Source organism: Streptococcus sp. C150 (assembly GCF_000187445.1).
GTDB classification, from domain to species: domain Bacteria; phylum Bacillota; class Bacilli; order Lactobacillales; family Streptococcaceae; genus Streptococcus; species Streptococcus raffinosi.
In genome coordinates, this window is sequence record NZ_GL698449.1 from 957,500 (window position 1) to 972,422 (window position 14,923).

16 protein-coding genes are annotated in these 14,923 nt (G+C 41.3%); all 16 read right to left on the reverse strand.

The features are described 5' to 3' along the window. Positions 1-119: 119 nt before the first annotated feature. Positions 120-722, reverse strand: coding sequence for a response regulator transcription factor (locus HMPREF0848_RS04465; RefSeq protein WP_008534917.1), 603 nt, complete (start codon positions 720-722; stop codon positions 120-122). Then, entirely contained in the window at positions 719-1,813 is a 1,095-nt protein-coding gene (locus HMPREF0848_RS04470; RefSeq protein WP_037608935.1) for a sensor histidine kinase, read from the reverse strand. Before HMPREF0848_RS04470 ends, HMPREF0848_RS04465 begins: the two co-directional genes overlap by 4 nt. Then, entirely contained in the window at positions 1,806-2,543 is a 738-nt protein-coding gene (locus HMPREF0848_RS04475) for an ABC transporter permease (RefSeq protein ID WP_008534921.1), read from the reverse strand. The genes HMPREF0848_RS04470 and HMPREF0848_RS04475 overlap by 8 nt, the downstream gene beginning before the upstream one ends. Continuing rightward, positions 2,540-3,421: an ABC transporter ATP-binding protein gene (locus tag HMPREF0848_RS04480; protein ID WP_008534922.1), complete on the reverse strand. Its 882-nt coding sequence runs from the start codon at positions 3,419-3,421 to the stop codon at positions 2,540-2,542. The genes HMPREF0848_RS04475 and HMPREF0848_RS04480 overlap by 4 nt, the downstream gene beginning before the upstream one ends. Next, complete coding sequence (locus HMPREF0848_RS04485) at positions 3,414-3,593, reverse strand: hypothetical protein (RefSeq protein ID WP_002885306.1); 180 nt, start codon at positions 3,591-3,593, stop codon at positions 3,414-3,416. Before HMPREF0848_RS04485 ends, HMPREF0848_RS04480 begins: the two co-directional genes overlap by 8 nt. Before the next feature lie 10 nt (positions 3,594-3,603). Beyond that, positions 3,604-3,813, reverse strand: coding sequence for a hypothetical protein (locus HMPREF0848_RS04490; RefSeq protein WP_008534923.1), 210 nt, complete (start codon positions 3,811-3,813; stop codon positions 3,604-3,606). Between the two features lie 219 nt (positions 3,814-4,032). Continuing rightward, positions 4,033-4,977 (reverse strand): 3-oxoacyl-[acyl-carrier-protein] synthase III C-terminal domain-containing protein, encoded by a 945-nt coding sequence (locus HMPREF0848_RS04495; RefSeq protein WP_008534924.1) that lies wholly within the window; start codon positions 4,975-4,977, stop codon positions 4,033-4,035. Between the two features lie 14 nt (positions 4,978-4,991). Then, entirely contained in the window at positions 4,992-6,254 is a 1,263-nt protein-coding gene (locus tag HMPREF0848_RS04500; RefSeq protein ID WP_008534925.1) for a F390 synthetase-related protein, read from the reverse strand. Continuing rightward, positions 6,232-7,047, reverse strand: coding sequence for an MBL fold metallo-hydrolase (locus tag HMPREF0848_RS04505; RefSeq protein ID WP_008534926.1), 816 nt, complete (start codon positions 7,045-7,047; stop codon positions 6,232-6,234). The genes HMPREF0848_RS04500 and HMPREF0848_RS04505 overlap by 23 nt, the downstream gene beginning before the upstream one ends. Beyond that, positions 7,022-8,002 (reverse strand): NAD-dependent epimerase/dehydratase family protein, encoded by a 981-nt coding sequence (locus HMPREF0848_RS04510; protein WP_008534927.1) that lies wholly within the window; start codon positions 8,000-8,002, stop codon positions 7,022-7,024. The genes HMPREF0848_RS04505 and HMPREF0848_RS04510 overlap by 26 nt, the downstream gene beginning before the upstream one ends. Further along, on the reverse strand, positions 7,999-9,273 hold the full coding sequence (locus HMPREF0848_RS04515) for a glycosyltransferase (RefSeq protein WP_008534928.1): 1,275 nt from the start codon (positions 9,271-9,273) through the stop codon (positions 7,999-8,001). Before HMPREF0848_RS04515 ends, HMPREF0848_RS04510 begins: the two co-directional genes overlap by 4 nt. A gap of 138 nt (positions 9,274-9,411) precedes the next feature. After that, positions 9,412-9,897, reverse strand: a complete 486-nt coding sequence (locus tag HMPREF0848_RS04520) for a hypothetical protein (RefSeq protein WP_008534930.1) — start codon at positions 9,895-9,897, stop codon at positions 9,412-9,414. Between the two features lie 3 nt (positions 9,898-9,900). Beyond that, positions 9,901-11,256 carry a J domain-containing protein gene (locus HMPREF0848_RS04525; RefSeq protein ID WP_008534932.1) on the reverse strand — a complete coding sequence of 452 codons (1,356 nt, stop codon included), beginning with the start codon at positions 11,254-11,256 and terminating at the stop codon, positions 9,901-9,903. A gap of 10 nt (positions 11,257-11,266) precedes the next feature. Further along, entirely contained in the window at positions 11,267-13,036 is a 1,770-nt protein-coding gene (locus HMPREF0848_RS04530; protein WP_008534934.1) for an Hsp70 family protein, read from the reverse strand. Between the two features lie 348 nt (positions 13,037-13,384). Continuing rightward, positions 13,385-14,323, reverse strand: a complete 939-nt coding sequence (locus HMPREF0848_RS04535; RefSeq protein ID WP_008534936.1) for a bile acid:sodium symporter family protein — start codon at positions 14,321-14,323, stop codon at positions 13,385-13,387. A 143-nt stretch (positions 14,324-14,466) separates the two neighbouring features. Beyond that, positions 14,467-14,916 carry a cytidine deaminase family protein gene (locus tag HMPREF0848_RS04540; RefSeq protein ID WP_008534938.1) on the reverse strand — a complete coding sequence of 150 codons (450 nt, stop codon included), beginning with the start codon at positions 14,914-14,916 and terminating at the stop codon, positions 14,467-14,469. Between the last annotated feature and the right edge of the window lie 7 nt (positions 14,917-14,923).

Below are 14,923 nucleotides of genomic sequence, written 5' to 3' on the forward strand. Positions count from 1 at the left end.
AATAAGCACAACTGTCTCCATTCTACCATGTCTGGGCTCGGCTTGCCTGTGAATGTTTAGATAGATTATAAGGCATAAGAAAAGCCACCTATAGTGACTTCATTCTTATATATTTCTCCTCACCCTAGCCAGTCTTTTTCTTTGGCGATGCGGACGGCTTCTGTTCGGTTGCCTGCATCAAGTTTGGTCAGGATGGCTGTCATGTAATTTCGGACGGTTCCATTTGAGAGAAAGAGGCTTTCTGCGATTTCTTGGTTGGTTGAACCTTGGGCAACCATGGCCAAGACTTCTTGTTCACGTTGACTGAGTGGATTATTGTCAAAGGCGACACCTTCGACAAGCTCTGGTGAGTACTCCTTTTGACCTGCTAGGACGGTATGGATAGTCGCCATGAGGTCACTGATGGAACGTTCTTTGAGCACATAGGCATCTACGTGGGCTGCGAGGGCTCGTTTAAAATAGCCTTTACGTTTGAAGGTGGTCACAATAACGACCTTCGTTTCTCTTTGGTTGGCACGGATCCACTCTAGGACATCAAGGTCTGTCTTAACTGGCATTTCAATGTCTAAAATGGCTACGTCAACTTCTTCTTTTTCCAAGAGAGTAATGGCTTCTTGACCATCACTAGCCGCATGGACTTCTTCGACATCATCTTCCAACATGAGGAGCTGGCAGAGAGCATCCCTCAACATTGACTGGTCTTCGGCTACTAATAACTTCATGCTTTTCCTCCCTCTTTCAAATGCACACGAATAATGGTTGGATGCGATTGAGACAGAATTTCCAACTCTCCATCTACCAAACTGAGGCGCTCTCTGATACTGTGTAGCTCTTGTCCTGTGACTTCCTCAAAGCCACAACCATCATCTTCAAACTCTAAAACAATCCCATGATGACGACTTAGACGAATCTGACAGCTATCAGCCTGACTATGTTTAATGACATTATTGGCCAGTTCACGAAGTACCATAGATAAGGTAGACTGAGTAACTGGTGACAGGCTGTCTAAGTCAAGACTGCTATCCACGGTCAGGACGATATCAGATAGGTCAAAGAGTCGCTCAAGTTCCAGTAACTCCTCGGCCACCGTTCGGTACTTGAGCTTATTAACAATCTCACGCACCTCGTACATGGAGTCACGGCTAATCTGGTTCAATTCTTCCAGATTTTTTCTAGCAGCTTCATACTGCTCCTTGTCCATCTGTTTTAGAGCCAACTCGGTTTTAAGACTCATCATGGCAAAGGTATGCCCTAAGGTATCGTGCAAATCACGACCGATACGATTGCGTTCATTTTCAGCTGACAGGATATTGATGGTCCGATTCTGCTCCGCAAGGGCCTCTTCCATCTTTCTCTCCTGACGCATACGGTTTTGAAAATAGTACATTCCCAAAGAAAATAGGGGAATAGCCATAGACATGAGGTGGGTGCTCAAATCGTCTGTCAATAGGAAGGATGATGACGTCAAAATCAAGAGTGTCGCTAGAAAGGATAAGAATCGATAAGAAGATATGCTATCCTCGAAGCGCCAAACGAGAAGATTGACGTTGAAATAAACAAACCACATCATGCCACCTTGGAAGCAAATGGACATAAAGATAATGTAAGCTAGAGTGTAAAACCACAGAAAGGGAATCCACTTACTATAAGCTTTTTTCAAATACACCATAAGGAGATAAGCGATGGTAAACAGACCCGTCAAAACTAGGGTCCAGACTGGAAAATACCCACCAAAAACTCCTAAGATCGGGAAGACTAGGAAAATCAGACTAACAAAATAAGCGAAATCATTTTTTTGGTAAGTTCTAAACATGGTCACTTTCTCTGTAAGATTTAATAAAAAGGGCTAAGCCTGTAGCTATTGTAGCATAGACCAAGATAAAAATGAGTGATTTCCATGAAAATTCCCCTTTTTTTGCGAAATTGACTACCAACTGATTAATATGATAGATGGGTGTCCACTCAGAAATGTGCTGAACCCATTTTGGAAACAAGGTTACTGGCATCCAAGAACCACCGATAATAGCAAGTCCAAGAAAGACGATATTTCCGACGATAGCCATGATTTGTTGAGACTTAATTTGGGCTAGGAGCAAGCCAAAGGATAGGAAGACTAGGCTTGACAAGAGTAACAGAGCACCTGAACCAAGCCAATGTGAGAATGGCATCTCAACATCACGCGCAAAAGCTCCCACACAGAAAGTCACTAGGATAGCTACCATAAAGTTCATAAGAACACGGAAGATTTTAGAGAGGTAATAGGCCTGAATACTGATTTTTGAATGTTCGATATAGGTTAGCCAGTGCTCCGTTTGGTCCTCTCTAAGCATGTAGGGAAAGGTAAAAAAGCCAAAGCTGGACATGGAAAATCCAGTCATGGTCAACATATAAGACAAGATAAAGGCTTTTTGTGACTCTGGGTCAGGACTCATTTCCATACCTGAATACAAGAGGAAGAATCCGACAGGCATTCCGATGGACATGATAAAGACTGGCCAACTGCGCCATGTTTTTATCCATTCGATTTTAAGTAGTGCTTTCATGACTTGTCCTCCCTTGTGCTATCAAATAGGCTATCTAAAAGTGTCTTGTTTTGAATTTCAATGTCAGAAATGCGACAGCCCTGAGCTTGTAAACTACTCCATACACTTTCAATATCTTTAGTCATAAAGGTTACAACATCACGTTTTTCAGTCACATCATAAATGGCTGCCAGTTTGTCAAGACTTGGCGCAAAGCGACTTGGTAAGGTGACTTGTTTTTCCTTTTCTTCACTACGCATAGCGTGTGGCGTAGTATCCCTGATGAGTTTCCCTTGATGAAGGACCAAGATACGGTCAGCTGTGTGCTCGACTTCTTCGATGTAGTGGGATGAATAAAGAATGGTTACACCTGACTTTTTCAGGTCATTAATGATTTCCCAGAAACGTTGGCGTGTCGTAGTGTCCATCCCTGCTGTCGGCTCATCTAAAAAGAGAATGTCAGGCTTGCCAATTAGACAGAGGACAAAGGCAAGAAGACGTTTTTGTCCCCCTGAAAGTTTGTTCGCAAACTGCTGATACTGGTCGTCTTTGAATTGTAAGAGTGCTTGAATCTCTACTTTAGATAATCCATTCTCAGAAATATCTTGGAAAAAAGCAATCAGTTCCTTGACTTTCAATTGCGAGGGAATGGTATTTTCTTGGAGAAGGACCGCAATTTGATCTTGCGCTTTCCCCTTTTTACCCTTGATAAAGACTTGACCGCTACTGGCTTTCTTATCACCAAGAATACAGGACATCAAGGTCGTTTTACCAGCACCATTGGGACCAATTAAAGCAAGACAATCGCCTTGTCCCACCTCAAAGCTAACATGGTCTAAAATTGTTTTTCCTTTGATTTTTTTGACAAGATTTGTGACTTGAAGGATTGCTTCACTCATGTGTGTGATTTCCTTTCTTTTGATAAAAAGCTAAAAAAACATAACAAGCTGCAACAGACACACCCATAACACTATAGAGAATATCACTGCTGCCATGAAGTAGGACATAAGCAAAGAGGATGGTCCAAATTGCTGCTAGGAGCATAATGCTTAGTATTTTCAATAATTTCATACTGAACCTCCTAGTTTTTCAATTCATTAATGACAAGGTCAATAAAACTTTTAGCCATCGTGATGAGAATGTAGGCTGAGATAGACAAGCCAATAATCATGCCCAGATTTGAGAAGATAGCTTCAAAATTACCTCTTTCAAAGATGTCAGTAAACATGCTAAGTCCAGCAAAAATAGTTCCGATAACTGCGTAGATAAGGTAAGATGTTTTGATTTTCATGAGATGACCTCTTTCGTTTTTTATTATTTCTAAGTTATGACTAAAGTATATCTTTTTGGTCACTCTCTTTTTAGCATCAGATGTCATGACATGACATGACATTTGTCATGTGACATAAAGGCAAGAAAAAGAGCTGACCTTTCAGTCAACTCTAACTTAAGTTATAAGCAAAAGGAAATTCATCCGTTATTTTGACACTATTCGTTTCTAGCCAAGAAATTATAATTTCAAGGCCAACATGTTAACCGTCATACCTGCTGCTGTTCCCAAAAGGTAGACGACATCTCCTTCTTTAACTAAGCCATGATCTAATGAGTAAGCCAAGCCAAATGGAACAGATACAGAAACCATATTACCATAGTCAGTAACTATGTTAAGATATTGATCTTCAGCAATACCAAGTTTATCCATTACCAAAGATAAGGCGCGACTAGCTTGATGGGGAATGATGTAGTCCACATCCGCAAGAGCCAAGTGAGTTTTCTCTTGGAATTCTTGGAACATATCAGGAAGCTTGTGCGCTGATAAAAGGAGAATCTTCTTGCCCTTCATATCAAACATAAAGTCCGTTTTTGTCTTTTCTGAATATTTTTTAGGATGGTAAGAAGTCAAACCTCCACGGATTTCAGTATCATGAGCACCTTCTGACCAGGTATGTTGTAGACTTGCAATAACCCCTTTGTCTTGAGAACTTGCTTGGAAAATAAAGGCTGCTGCTCCGTCACTAAAGAGTTCAAAACTTTCTTTTTGTTTCGGATTGAGACCCAGACTTCCGACCTCACTAGATACAATCAAGACACGATGGTATTCACCAGCTTCAATCAAGTAGGACATTGTTGATAAAGCTGAGATAAAACTTGTACAAGTCGTATTGATATCCATGGCTGGGATGGCAAGTCCTTTTGCCACGCGCTCATGAATCAAGGCTGCAGTACAAGGAATAGGCTGCACACCAACTGCACTGGCTGAGACAAGACAATCAATGTCTTCAATTTTCAAATTAGCATTTTCAAGAGCTCGTTGGATAGCCACTTCGGCCAAATCCAACTGTGTTTCTTCATCTTCTACAACACGATAACGTGTTTGATTTTTGAATTGTACGGTTTGTTTTGGAAGACAAACGCCATAACCTGCGATTTCAACATGTCTTTTTACTTCTGTCATTGTCATTCATCCTTTCATAAACGCTGAATACGTTTGAGTTTTCGACTGGTATCCCAATGATAATCGGAAAAATGGATTTCCGGAACCTTAAACTGCTTTTGCTGCGCCAAGAGTTGAAACTGAGCTGTGATAGCTTCTTCTACTTGCTCGTCTCGTTGGCTTAGACAGACTTCAACAATCTTCTCTGAATGTTGCTTGACTTGATAGTCTCCAACATTTTCCACAAAGAGAATACAACGCCTGATAAAATCAGGATAGATTGTCACCTGGCCTCCATCCTGACCTTCAAAGTAGAAGATATCATCGGAGCGACCTTCGACCTTGTCAATCCTTGTATAATGAGAACCACATGGACAAGGTTCAGGATTTTCAACCAAGATATCATTAAGTTTGTAACGGTAAACAGGTTGACTGCTTCGCTTGAAATCCGTTATCACTGGATAAAATCGATGCTCATCCAGATACTCTTTCTCTACAAAAATGATATCCTCATTGAGGTGAAGATTGCCTGCAGAGCAAGTGCAGGCTAGAAAACCTTCCGTTGCTTGATAAACCTGATCAATAATGGGGAGCTTAAAAGCACTTGAGATGCGAATTCTATCACTATCCTCTAAAATTTCTGCTACAGAGACAATTTTTTGCGGTGAGATAGACAAGTCTCCTGCCTTAAGACGCTTGCTCAACTCTATCAGCATAGAAGCTGGTGCCACAACAATCGTCGGTTGATAATGATTAAGACGTTCAATATGTTCATCGGTATTTTTGAAAATATCGAAGTATTCTAATCGTATCAATGACGTATTGATAGTTTGGTAGAGTTCATTATCTGCCCTAAGGAAAAAGGCAATTCGGTGGCCAAAAAGATGACTCTTTGGCAACATCTTAGCTAAAATAGCTGCCGCCCACATGCTTCGCTCTTTCTCGGTCGTGATGAAGAGACCACGATGTCCCGATGTTCCTGAAGATAAACCAACAGCTACTTCACCTTTAAGTTCCGTGAAGTCACGAGTCTTTTCACTCTCAATAGCCAAGGCTAAAGCCTCATCGCGATCGATGCCTTGAGTGTTTAACTCGTTAAAATGCGTCATCATAAAGGTCTTATCCATATGGTCAAAGTCAGTAGGCACACCATTTTTGAAATAAGGAGACTCCCGTTTTAGAAAATCCATATAGTTAGATAATTGCTTTTTCTGATAAGCTTCTAAAGCTGCTCTCGTTTTGAAGTTGTGAAGCCATCTGGTTTGGATAAAGGTTTTAAGAAAGGTTATTTTTTTCATACAAGATACGCTCTATCCTTTCTACAGGGTCATGACTGACTAGTACTTCCGTCCCATCTTTTAGGATATCCTCCAGTAACTCAGTCCCCTTGATATAATCCGCCATATTATCCTGAACCAAGGACGGAATGAGGTGCATCTGTTTCGTATAAGGTAACAAATCGACACCCCAGCACAAGTCCGCTGCGATAAAAAGATTATAATCTTGAATATAGAGACAAGCCTGACCCTTGGCATGACCATCAACAGAGGCTACCAAGATACTTCCATCTCCAAATAAATCATAGGTCAGACGATAAGGAAAAGTTGAGTTTTGCTGATCAGCCTTGATTACTGTTACCTGTTTCTCAAAAGACGCTGGCAAAAATTCCTTAAAAATCAAATCCTTCAACTTAGGCTTCTGATAAACCTCATAAACCTCCTGAGTCAGAAGGAAGCTCGCATTAGGAAAGAAGCCAGCCCCTCCCAAATGATCAGGATGCAGATGGGAAAGCATAACATAGGTAATGTCATCAGGCCTAATCCCCTTCGTCTTCAACAAGTTTGAAATCTGATCCTTTTCTGTCATCTGCACCGGCGTTCCCAAACGATACAAGCCATAGCGAAGCTTGGTCTTAATATCGTAGTGATAACCTGTATCATAAAGCAGATAGCCTTTATCTCTGTGTTTGATTAGAAAGACACCAGCTGGAAAGGTCATCTTTTTATTCTTGACTTTTTTGAACAAAAGACCAGTATAGCTAGTACAATATCCCGCAGGAAAATAATCAATGCTTTCGATAATCTTGGACATATTGTTCAATCCCTTCTGAAATCGTTATTTTAGGCCTATAGCCCAAGTCACGCTCTGCCTTGCTAATATCTAAAGTCTGACTATAGCGCAGCAAGTAATAGGTATAGCGTGTTAGGGCTGGCTCTCCTTTGAGCTTTAGACTCTTATAAATAAACTCCAAACTGCTTGAAATAACAGACACAAGTGGAGCTGGGATTTTGCGATAGCGGATGGGATAGCCCAAACCTCTCAAGGTTTCTTCAATCAAGTTCCTAAATGCTCTGGGTTCTCCATTGGTAATATTATAAACCTCGCCAGCTGCTTGAGGAGTTTCCAAAGCCAGACGAATAGCCAAAGCAACATTTTCCACACAGGTCATATCCATCAGTTGGCGACCATCACCAATCAAAGGAATACCGATCTTCTGACTAAGATTAAGAACACGTGGCAAAATGCTGGTGTCTCCAATCCCAAAAAGTCCTCGAGGTCGCAATATGACACTAGACACATCAGGATAATCTTTAAATAGTTTTTCTGATGCCAATTTACTTCGAATGTAATTGTTAAGCCTATTTTCCTGAGGGGCATCGCTTTCTTTGATACCAAGCTGGTCTCTAGGCGCTGCATAGATACTTGGAGACGACACATATACCAAGCGCTCGATTTTAGCCTCACGGCAAGCTTCAAGGACGTATTTAGTTCCTAAGACATTCGTTTGGTAAAAGTCTTCCCAAGGACCCCAGACTGTTGACAAAGCGCCGGCATGAACGACCATATCCATTTCCTGACAAGCCTTAGTCAAATCCTCTTGGTTTGTCAAATCTCCTTGAATAAAGGTCACAGAGGCATTTACCAGAGACTGGCCAATTGCACGATTACGACCAAAAGCTCTGACTTGATAACCGTGCTCAACCAGTTCTTCCACGACATACTTGCCTAAAAAACCTGTAGCCCCCGTTACTAAAACTTTCTTCATTGTTTTTTCTCCTTGTCTGCCAGCAGGCGAGTAATTTCACCCTCCACTACTTCTGTAGGGTGATATGACTTGGCAGCATGACTTAAAACCTTAAGCTCTGACCAATCTTTCTTAGCCAACAATGTCTCAAAAGCTTTCCCAATTGCCTTGTCATCCTCTCTTTTGGCAGTCAAAGCTACACCTGCCTCAAGGCCACGAATAGCATAGTCATACTGGTCATAATCGTGTGGCAGTATTAGAGCTGGCTTGTTATTTATAATACATTGGTAAAAAATACCCGCACCACCATGATGAATGACATAATCCATCTGTGGAATGTACTCTTTGTAGGGAAGATAAGAAACCACTGAAACATTTTTCATTAATTTTTGGCATTGGAATGCTTGCCCACCAAGACCTAAAGTTACAAAAAAATGGCACTCTGGATGGGACTTAGCTAACAGCTTCGTTTGGTAAATTAAATTGTCCTTTGCCCAGTCCAATTGAGTCCCACAGGTCACTAGGACTTTTTTATGATTAGCAAATGAAGACAAATCCAGAGGATAATCCTCACCTCGTTCTACTGAAGCTCCAGAAGGACCCACCCAGTGATAATGTTCTGGGAACCCTTTCTTTATCTCCAACTCTTTCATTCCTATTCCTAAAATAGAATACGGTGAATAGATACTCTCTTGTCCCTTATGGTTGTACATTTTAAAACCATAGCGTTTTAATCGATTTCGTAATAAAAAAGTGGCGGAATACTTCAAGAAACGTGTCATTTTCCTGCCTAGCCATTGTTGAATCAATTGGTTACGATTCTTCGGACTTCCCATTCCTCCGAAAAAACAAGGAGGACCATCCGTCGTTTCAATAGCAAATTGTGTGGCCATTGTCGTTATCCACGGAATTTCCATTTGCTCTGCAACAAGTCCTCCCGACAAGGTTATAAAATCTGCAATCACTAAATCAGGTCGGCTTACTTCCCATTCCGATAGTAATTGATCGGAAACAAGATTAATAATATCAAGACTAGCTGATAGTTGACGATAAGCAGAAAAAAGGCCCAATTGCTCCTTATTATTAGCCACCCTTTCAAAGTCCGCTTCATGACCTTCAAGAATAGTAACAACCTTAAAGCCTGCTGCCTCAGCTACTGCACGTTTCTGCTGCCCTGTGAATAAACGAATATCATAGCGAGGATTTTTTAATAAAGGCATTAGCAGATTCATGGTTGGATAAAGGTGCCCACTTAATGGAACGATAACCACATCAATTTTTAGTTTTCCCATAACATTAGCATAGCAAATTTTTTTTGAAAGAACTACTCAAAACCGTATCATGTCAACTATTAGAGTAATTCTATTTGTAATTTCACCCTATTTTTAACAACAAATAAAAAGCCAACCCAAGGGTCAGCTTCTTACTGTCTAATATCGATCAGCGAGTTCATAATAAGTGCGGACGACACGTCCTTTATAATGCACTCTGACTTTCCGTAGCCAAAGGCTATCACCTTTTTCAAGAATATTAAAGTTAGATTGGCTGACGAAAAAGTTACGTTTAGTGTCACCAACCTTAACCACTAGGAAATGATTAGCCCTTGTTCTTGGTGCTTTGGCAATTCTCTTTCCAATGATGATGCCAACAACCTTAGACCAATCCTCGCTATAATAACCCATCTTGGTTAAGACAAAGAGGAGAAATCTATCCGTTAATATCCAGATAATAGCGATAAGCCCAAGCAAAAAAACGATAAAGATTCCCGTCACCAAGCCTAAACTACCACTTTCACGCCCACTTTCAAACCAGAGATGTAAGCCTTTCTGATTTCCAAAATACAAGAGAGCTAGGAAAATACCTGTAAGGAGGAGAGCGAAGACTCTTTCACTATTTCTTAAAATAAAATCTTTCATGTCCTACTCCTTCTCTACCGTAGTGTAGCTACCATTTTCACTCTTGATAGCAATATCTGATGACATGGCAACTGATAAAGTAATTGGACCACGGAGCTGGCCGTCACTATCTCTAAGTTCCCAATTGCTACCGTCAGTTGTTGTTGCGATTTCCTTGGTCTCTTGACCATTTTCATAAACCGGCAAAACATAAACTTCTGTCACACCTGGTAGTTCTTGATGCTGTCCTGTCGAGCTATCCTCAATCACAAAGGTTGAACTGGCCTGGTCGTAGACCACCTTTTTAGTGTCAGAAATGGGCTTGTCTGACTTTTCAGCCAAATCAGATATGGCAGATGCTGCTTTATCTACCGTCCCCTGTGAGACCAGTTCATTCCCTGTAAGCCCTGTAATGACTTGTATCTTCTTAGGTTGCGATTTCAGCATTTCTCGGGTGAAAAAGCCATTGGCGAGGAAAAAGATACCACATACCATAATGAGAAAATAGACGACAATAATCTTTTGCCCTGTTCGGGTGGGCTCGGTCACTTCCGTCACTTGACGTATCGGACGTCCCTGCCAAACATCTTGCTTGTATTTCTTATCCAAGAGGTCACAAAGGTAGGCCTCCAACAATGTGAAATCAAACTCCTTGGCTAACGTTTCAAGCCCTTCCAAGGTCTCATATTTCAGGCCGCCTCTTTCGAGTATAGCTCCTATAGTCTTAGTCAAACGGTAGGCAAAATCCTGATCACCCAACCAGCCCAAATCAGAACACTGATTGATATAACCTTTGAGTTTAGAAATAGTCAGAGGATTGTAAAGAAAATACTCCTCAACAACTTGAAGAAAACTATCCTGATCCTTAATAGCTAAATCTTCTCTAAGAACAGAGTCCTCGCTAGTCCTTGAATAAGGCTCACTATGATTGAACGCTTCATGAATATCAGATAAGGCTAACTCATCCAACTGTTCCTGTTCTTCCTCAGAGATCACCTGCTGAAAGTCATGTTCTGTCACTTGCTTGTCTTCGACTTCTTCCGTCGCAGAAGCCGTAAGCTCAAGTTCTTCAATACTTTCCTGTTTTTGACTAGACTTGCTAGCATCTGCAGCTTGTTTAAAGGAAACTTCTAGCTGAGAGTCAGATACCAGACCGACCACGCTGCCATCGGCCTTTTTATGGCCTATGACAGCACCCACATCCTCATTTCCAGAATGCGATTTTTGCCAGGAAAGGGCCTCTTGATAAGCCTTTTGCAGGCGTTGGAAATTTTCAGGATCATCCTCAGGGTGATAAACCTTACTTTGTTTGGCGTAGGCTCTCTTGATGTCCTTAAGATTATTGGTTGGTTGAATGCCCAAAATCGACCAAAAATTCATGCGTCACCTCCTATCTCCAGAAATTAGGGTCATCAGACCTATCAAAGGGTTCACCAGTCTCCTCATGGTCAGCTTCTTCTTGACGGAAAATATCCAAATCATCTAGTGACATGATATTTTCAATGCTATCAAGATAAGCTTGGTAGCGTTTCACGATTTCTTTTCGCTTCTTGATATTGTTAATAGCTAGCTGATAGCTTTTTTCAAAATCTTCCATTTGCCACAAAAAATGTAATTGCATCTTATAAGGCATTTCCATGACTAAACGATAGGCCCGCTCAGATTGCGTTTTAAAGTCGACCTCAAAGGACAATTGATCAGAGACAAGCTTGATATTCTCAAGGTGCTCACTCTTATCGACTTCTTCGATTTTACTTTGACTACCGATACGATACGTTTTAGTCTCGCCTGTTGACCCCAGTTTAACCTCTATATAGAGCATGGAATTAATATCGTAAGTAAAGGTAGTCTCAAAAAACTCTGTCTTAGTCGCAGTCCCAGGAACATCGATAATAAACTCATCCAAAAAGAGATTTGCCTCAGGATCGAGCGATTCTCCCTGATAAATCATAAAGCGACATTGTTTCTGTCCCCGACTGGCATAATAATATTTGCTTGCAGAGGTCGGAAGGACAGACAGCTTATTAATGACCTTTGAAAAGATATTTTTATCAAAGTCAGAGTCATAGGCACTGATTCCCAATGAGAAAGGACAAATATCTGTAATCACTAAATCTTTGACCTTCTCTTGACGCTCCTTGACTGCCAAGTAAGTCCCCAAACCACGCGCAACCAACTCATCCATATCCTTCAGACGCTTAATAGGAAGATTGAGCAGATTCATGATATAAGATTGAACCAAAGGCATCATGCTAGACCCACCGACCAAGATAAAGGCATCCAGTTCATGTGCCTTGTAACCACTATCACTCACCGCCCTACCAATAACTTTCTTAACACGGTCAAGAACAGGTTGAATGATGGTCTTAAGCTCTGCCTGATTGTATTGTTTCATGTAATATTGGTCATCATAGGTCAAGGATACCGCAGCCACTTTTTCCTTTTGCAGCTTTAGTTTGCATCGCTCTGCGGATAAGAGGAGACTGGATTTTTGCTTCCTATCTAATTTCTCCAAATCAATCCCTTGCGACTGGCAAAAATCTTCAGCAATAGCCTTATCAAAGTCACTACCACCCAAGAAGTTATCCCCTGCAATGGAAACGATTGAAATCACATTATCAAAGCAATCAACCACAGAAACATCAAGCGTTCCTCCTCCAAAGTCGAAAACGATGAAAGACTCGTCCTTGCCAATCTTATGACAAGAAATGGCTGCCGCAGAAGGCTCGTTAATCAAACGTTCTACCTTAATGCCCAATCGTTGTCCAATAGCCTTGGTGGCTGAACGTTGCTTCTCGTTAAAATAAGCTGGCACACTAATGAGTACCTCATCAACCCTTTCACCTAAGTAGTTTTCAGCATCTGCCACCAACTGTTTAACCACTAGGGTTGATAAATCCGTTGCCGAAAAGGCTTCCCCATCAAGGTAAAACATTTCATTGGTTCCCATGGAACGTTTAAAGAGTTGGGCCGTATTATCAGGATCAGTCACTAAGCGTTCCTTCGCAATTTTTCCAACTGTCAAGACATCGTCTGACACATGGACAACGCTTGGCGTCAAATAGTCGCCAAAACTATTTGGAATCAGCTCAACCTCTCCCTCACGATAGGTAACCGCTAAACTATTCGTCGTTCCCAAATCAATACCAATTGTTGCCATAACATTCTCCTAAACTGCTTTTGTCTTTCTATTATAACATAGTCAAAAATGTCCTTTTCAAGTGGTAAATCAACGTTTTCAAATACGCCATGAACTAAGAAGGCCTGCATATAATGGCATCACATTCTTTTTAAGAACAAAGTGAGTATAACTGAGACTTTCCGCTATGATAAAAACCCCAAAAGCACTTAAACTTCAGAGGTCCAGAAATATCGAGACCTTATACTCTAAGCTTAGGCATGGAACTTCTTTGAAATTCGCTAACATCCGTCATAACCCAAGGAAAGTCTCAAAAGAGATTCTTTATCAAAAAATAAAAGCCAACCCAAGGTCAGCTTTTCATTTATCTTAATGACTATTTTTTGAATGGTTCTTCCACCATGATGAGAGGATAGAACCTGAGATATTGTGCCAAATGCTAAAGATAGTTGATGGGATAGCAGCTTGTGGCACGAAATATTTCATAGCAAGCGTTGCCCCAAGACTTGAGTCTTGCATACCCACTTCGAAGGTAATGGCTTTTTGTTGTGGCTCTTCCAAACCAAGGATTTTTGAAAATCCAAAACCAAGGGCATACCCACAAAGATTGTGGAGCATGACAACTGGAATGACAAGAGCTGTTGCTGCTGTGAAAATATTGGCATGGTTGGCAGAAACAACTGCCCCAACAATCAAGAGGATGGCAGCCTGTGAAATCAAAGGCATAATCTTAATGATGGCATCGATTTTCTTACCAAAAATAGAGTGGATAACCACACCCAAAATAATAGGCACAACAACGATACGCAAGGTACTAAGGAAAAGGTTTTGTGCAGGCACACTGACATATTGACCAGCCAAGACGGACAAGAGCGTTGGAATCATAAGTGGTGCCAAGAGAGTTGAAAGGGTTTCGATAGAAACATCCAAGGCAACATCCCCACCTGAAAGGAAGGCCATGACACTAGATGAAGTTCCGCTCGGACAAGACCCAACTAGGATAACACCTGCTGCTGTCGCACCCTTAAGATGGAAAATTATACAAAGCAACCAAGCCAAGCCAGGCATGATGACATAGTGAGCAACAGTACCAAGGATGACTGGAATTGGACGCTTAGCAATACGCTTGAAATCCTCAGTGGTCAAAGTAAGCCCCATACCAAAGAGAATCAAACCAAGCAAGTAGGCCGTATTGGGAATGACCCAACTACTTGTTGCTGGAAAGGCGTAATTAAAGACAGCCCAGAAAATAACAGCTACAGTAAACCATTTGCTGAGCCATTTACTAAAAGATACTAGTGACTCCATAATGAAACCTTCTTTCTATTTTCACGATATAGTATAGCACTTTCGTTTTGAATTTCAAGGTGTGTTTGGAATTTTCTGAAATTTACTTCAAAAAAATAAACCCTCGCACTTGAACTGCGAGAGTTTAGAGATTTCTATCACACTTAAGCCTCGTCTTCCGACTTCTCTTCAAAGTGCTGAGCCCGTTCTTCACCCCACCATAAAGGCAATAATTCACCCAGAGTGATGGTTTGACGTGTCTCGTAGTCAACCATAAACTCCAAGTTACGATTATCGGGATGGAGCTCCATTAAAAATTCTCGACAGGCTCCACAAGGCATACCAGATGGCCCACCATGAGGTGGCTGGTCTCGAAAAGCAATAATACGCTTAACCTTGGTCTGACCAGACTCTTGATACATATTGAAAAGGGCAGCTCTTTCGGCACATAAGTGGAAAACACCACAAGTCCCTTCCATACAAAAGCCTGTAAAGATTTGTCCATCTTCAGCCTCCACCGCAGCCACGACATGCTTAGCATAGACAAAGTCTGATACTTCCTGTGGTTGATACAAGGCTTGGGCTTGTTCATACATTTTCTGCCAAATATCCATTTTTTCT

Excerpts from the sequence above, each read along its gene's own strand:
- HMPREF0848_RS04465 (WP_008534917.1), bottom strand. The coding sequence starts at position 722 with ATGAAGTTATTAGTAGCCGAAGACCAGTCAATGTTGAGGGATGCTCTC.
- HMPREF0848_RS04470 (WP_037608935.1), bottom strand. The coding sequence starts at position 1,813 with ATGTTTAGAACTTACCAAAAAAATGATTTCGCTTATTTTGTTAGTCTG.
- HMPREF0848_RS04475 (WP_008534921.1), bottom strand. The coding sequence starts at position 2,543 with ATGAAAGCACTACTTAAAATCGAATGGATAAAAACATGGCGCAGTTGG.
- HMPREF0848_RS04480 (WP_008534922.1), bottom strand. The coding sequence starts at position 3,421 with ATGAGTGAAGCAATCCTTCAAGTCACAAATCTTGTCAAAAAAATCAAA.
- HMPREF0848_RS04485 (WP_002885306.1), bottom strand. The coding sequence starts at position 3,593 with ATGAAATTATTGAAAATACTAAGCATTATGCTCCTAGCAGCAATTTGG.
- HMPREF0848_RS04490 (WP_008534923.1), bottom strand. The coding sequence starts at position 3,813 with ATGAAAATCAAAACATCTTACCTTATCTACGCAGTTATCGGAACTATT.
- HMPREF0848_RS04495 (WP_008534924.1), bottom strand. The coding sequence starts at position 4,977 with ATGACAGAAGTAAAAAGACATGTTGAAATCGCAGGTTATGGCGTTTGT.
- HMPREF0848_RS04500 (WP_008534925.1), bottom strand. The coding sequence starts at position 6,254 with ATGAAAAAAATAACCTTTCTTAAAACCTTTATCCAAACCAGATGGCTT.
- HMPREF0848_RS04505 (WP_008534926.1), bottom strand. The coding sequence starts at position 7,047 with ATGTCCAAGATTATCGAAAGCATTGATTATTTTCCTGCGGGATATTGT.
- HMPREF0848_RS04510 (WP_008534927.1), bottom strand. The coding sequence starts at position 8,002 with ATGAAGAAAGTTTTAGTAACGGGGGCTACAGGTTTTTTAGGCAAGTAT.
- HMPREF0848_RS04515 (WP_008534928.1), bottom strand. The coding sequence starts at position 9,273 with ATGGGAAAACTAAAAATTGATGTGGTTATCGTTCCATTAAGTGGGCAC.
- HMPREF0848_RS04520 (WP_008534930.1), bottom strand. The coding sequence starts at position 9,897 with ATGAAAGATTTTATTTTAAGAAATAGTGAAAGAGTCTTCGCTCTCCTC.
- HMPREF0848_RS04525 (WP_008534932.1), bottom strand. The coding sequence starts at position 11,256 with ATGAATTTTTGGTCGATTTTGGGCATTCAACCAACCAATAATCTTAAG.
- HMPREF0848_RS04530 (WP_008534934.1), bottom strand. The coding sequence starts at position 13,036 with ATGGCAACAATTGGTATTGATTTGGGAACGACGAATAGTTTAGCGGTT.
- HMPREF0848_RS04535 (WP_008534936.1), bottom strand. The coding sequence starts at position 14,323 with ATGGAGTCACTAGTATCTTTTAGTAAATGGCTCAGCAAATGGTTTACT.
- HMPREF0848_RS04540 (WP_008534938.1), bottom strand. The coding sequence starts at position 14,916 with ATGGATATTTGGCAGAAAATGTATGAACAAGCCCAAGCCTTGTATCAA.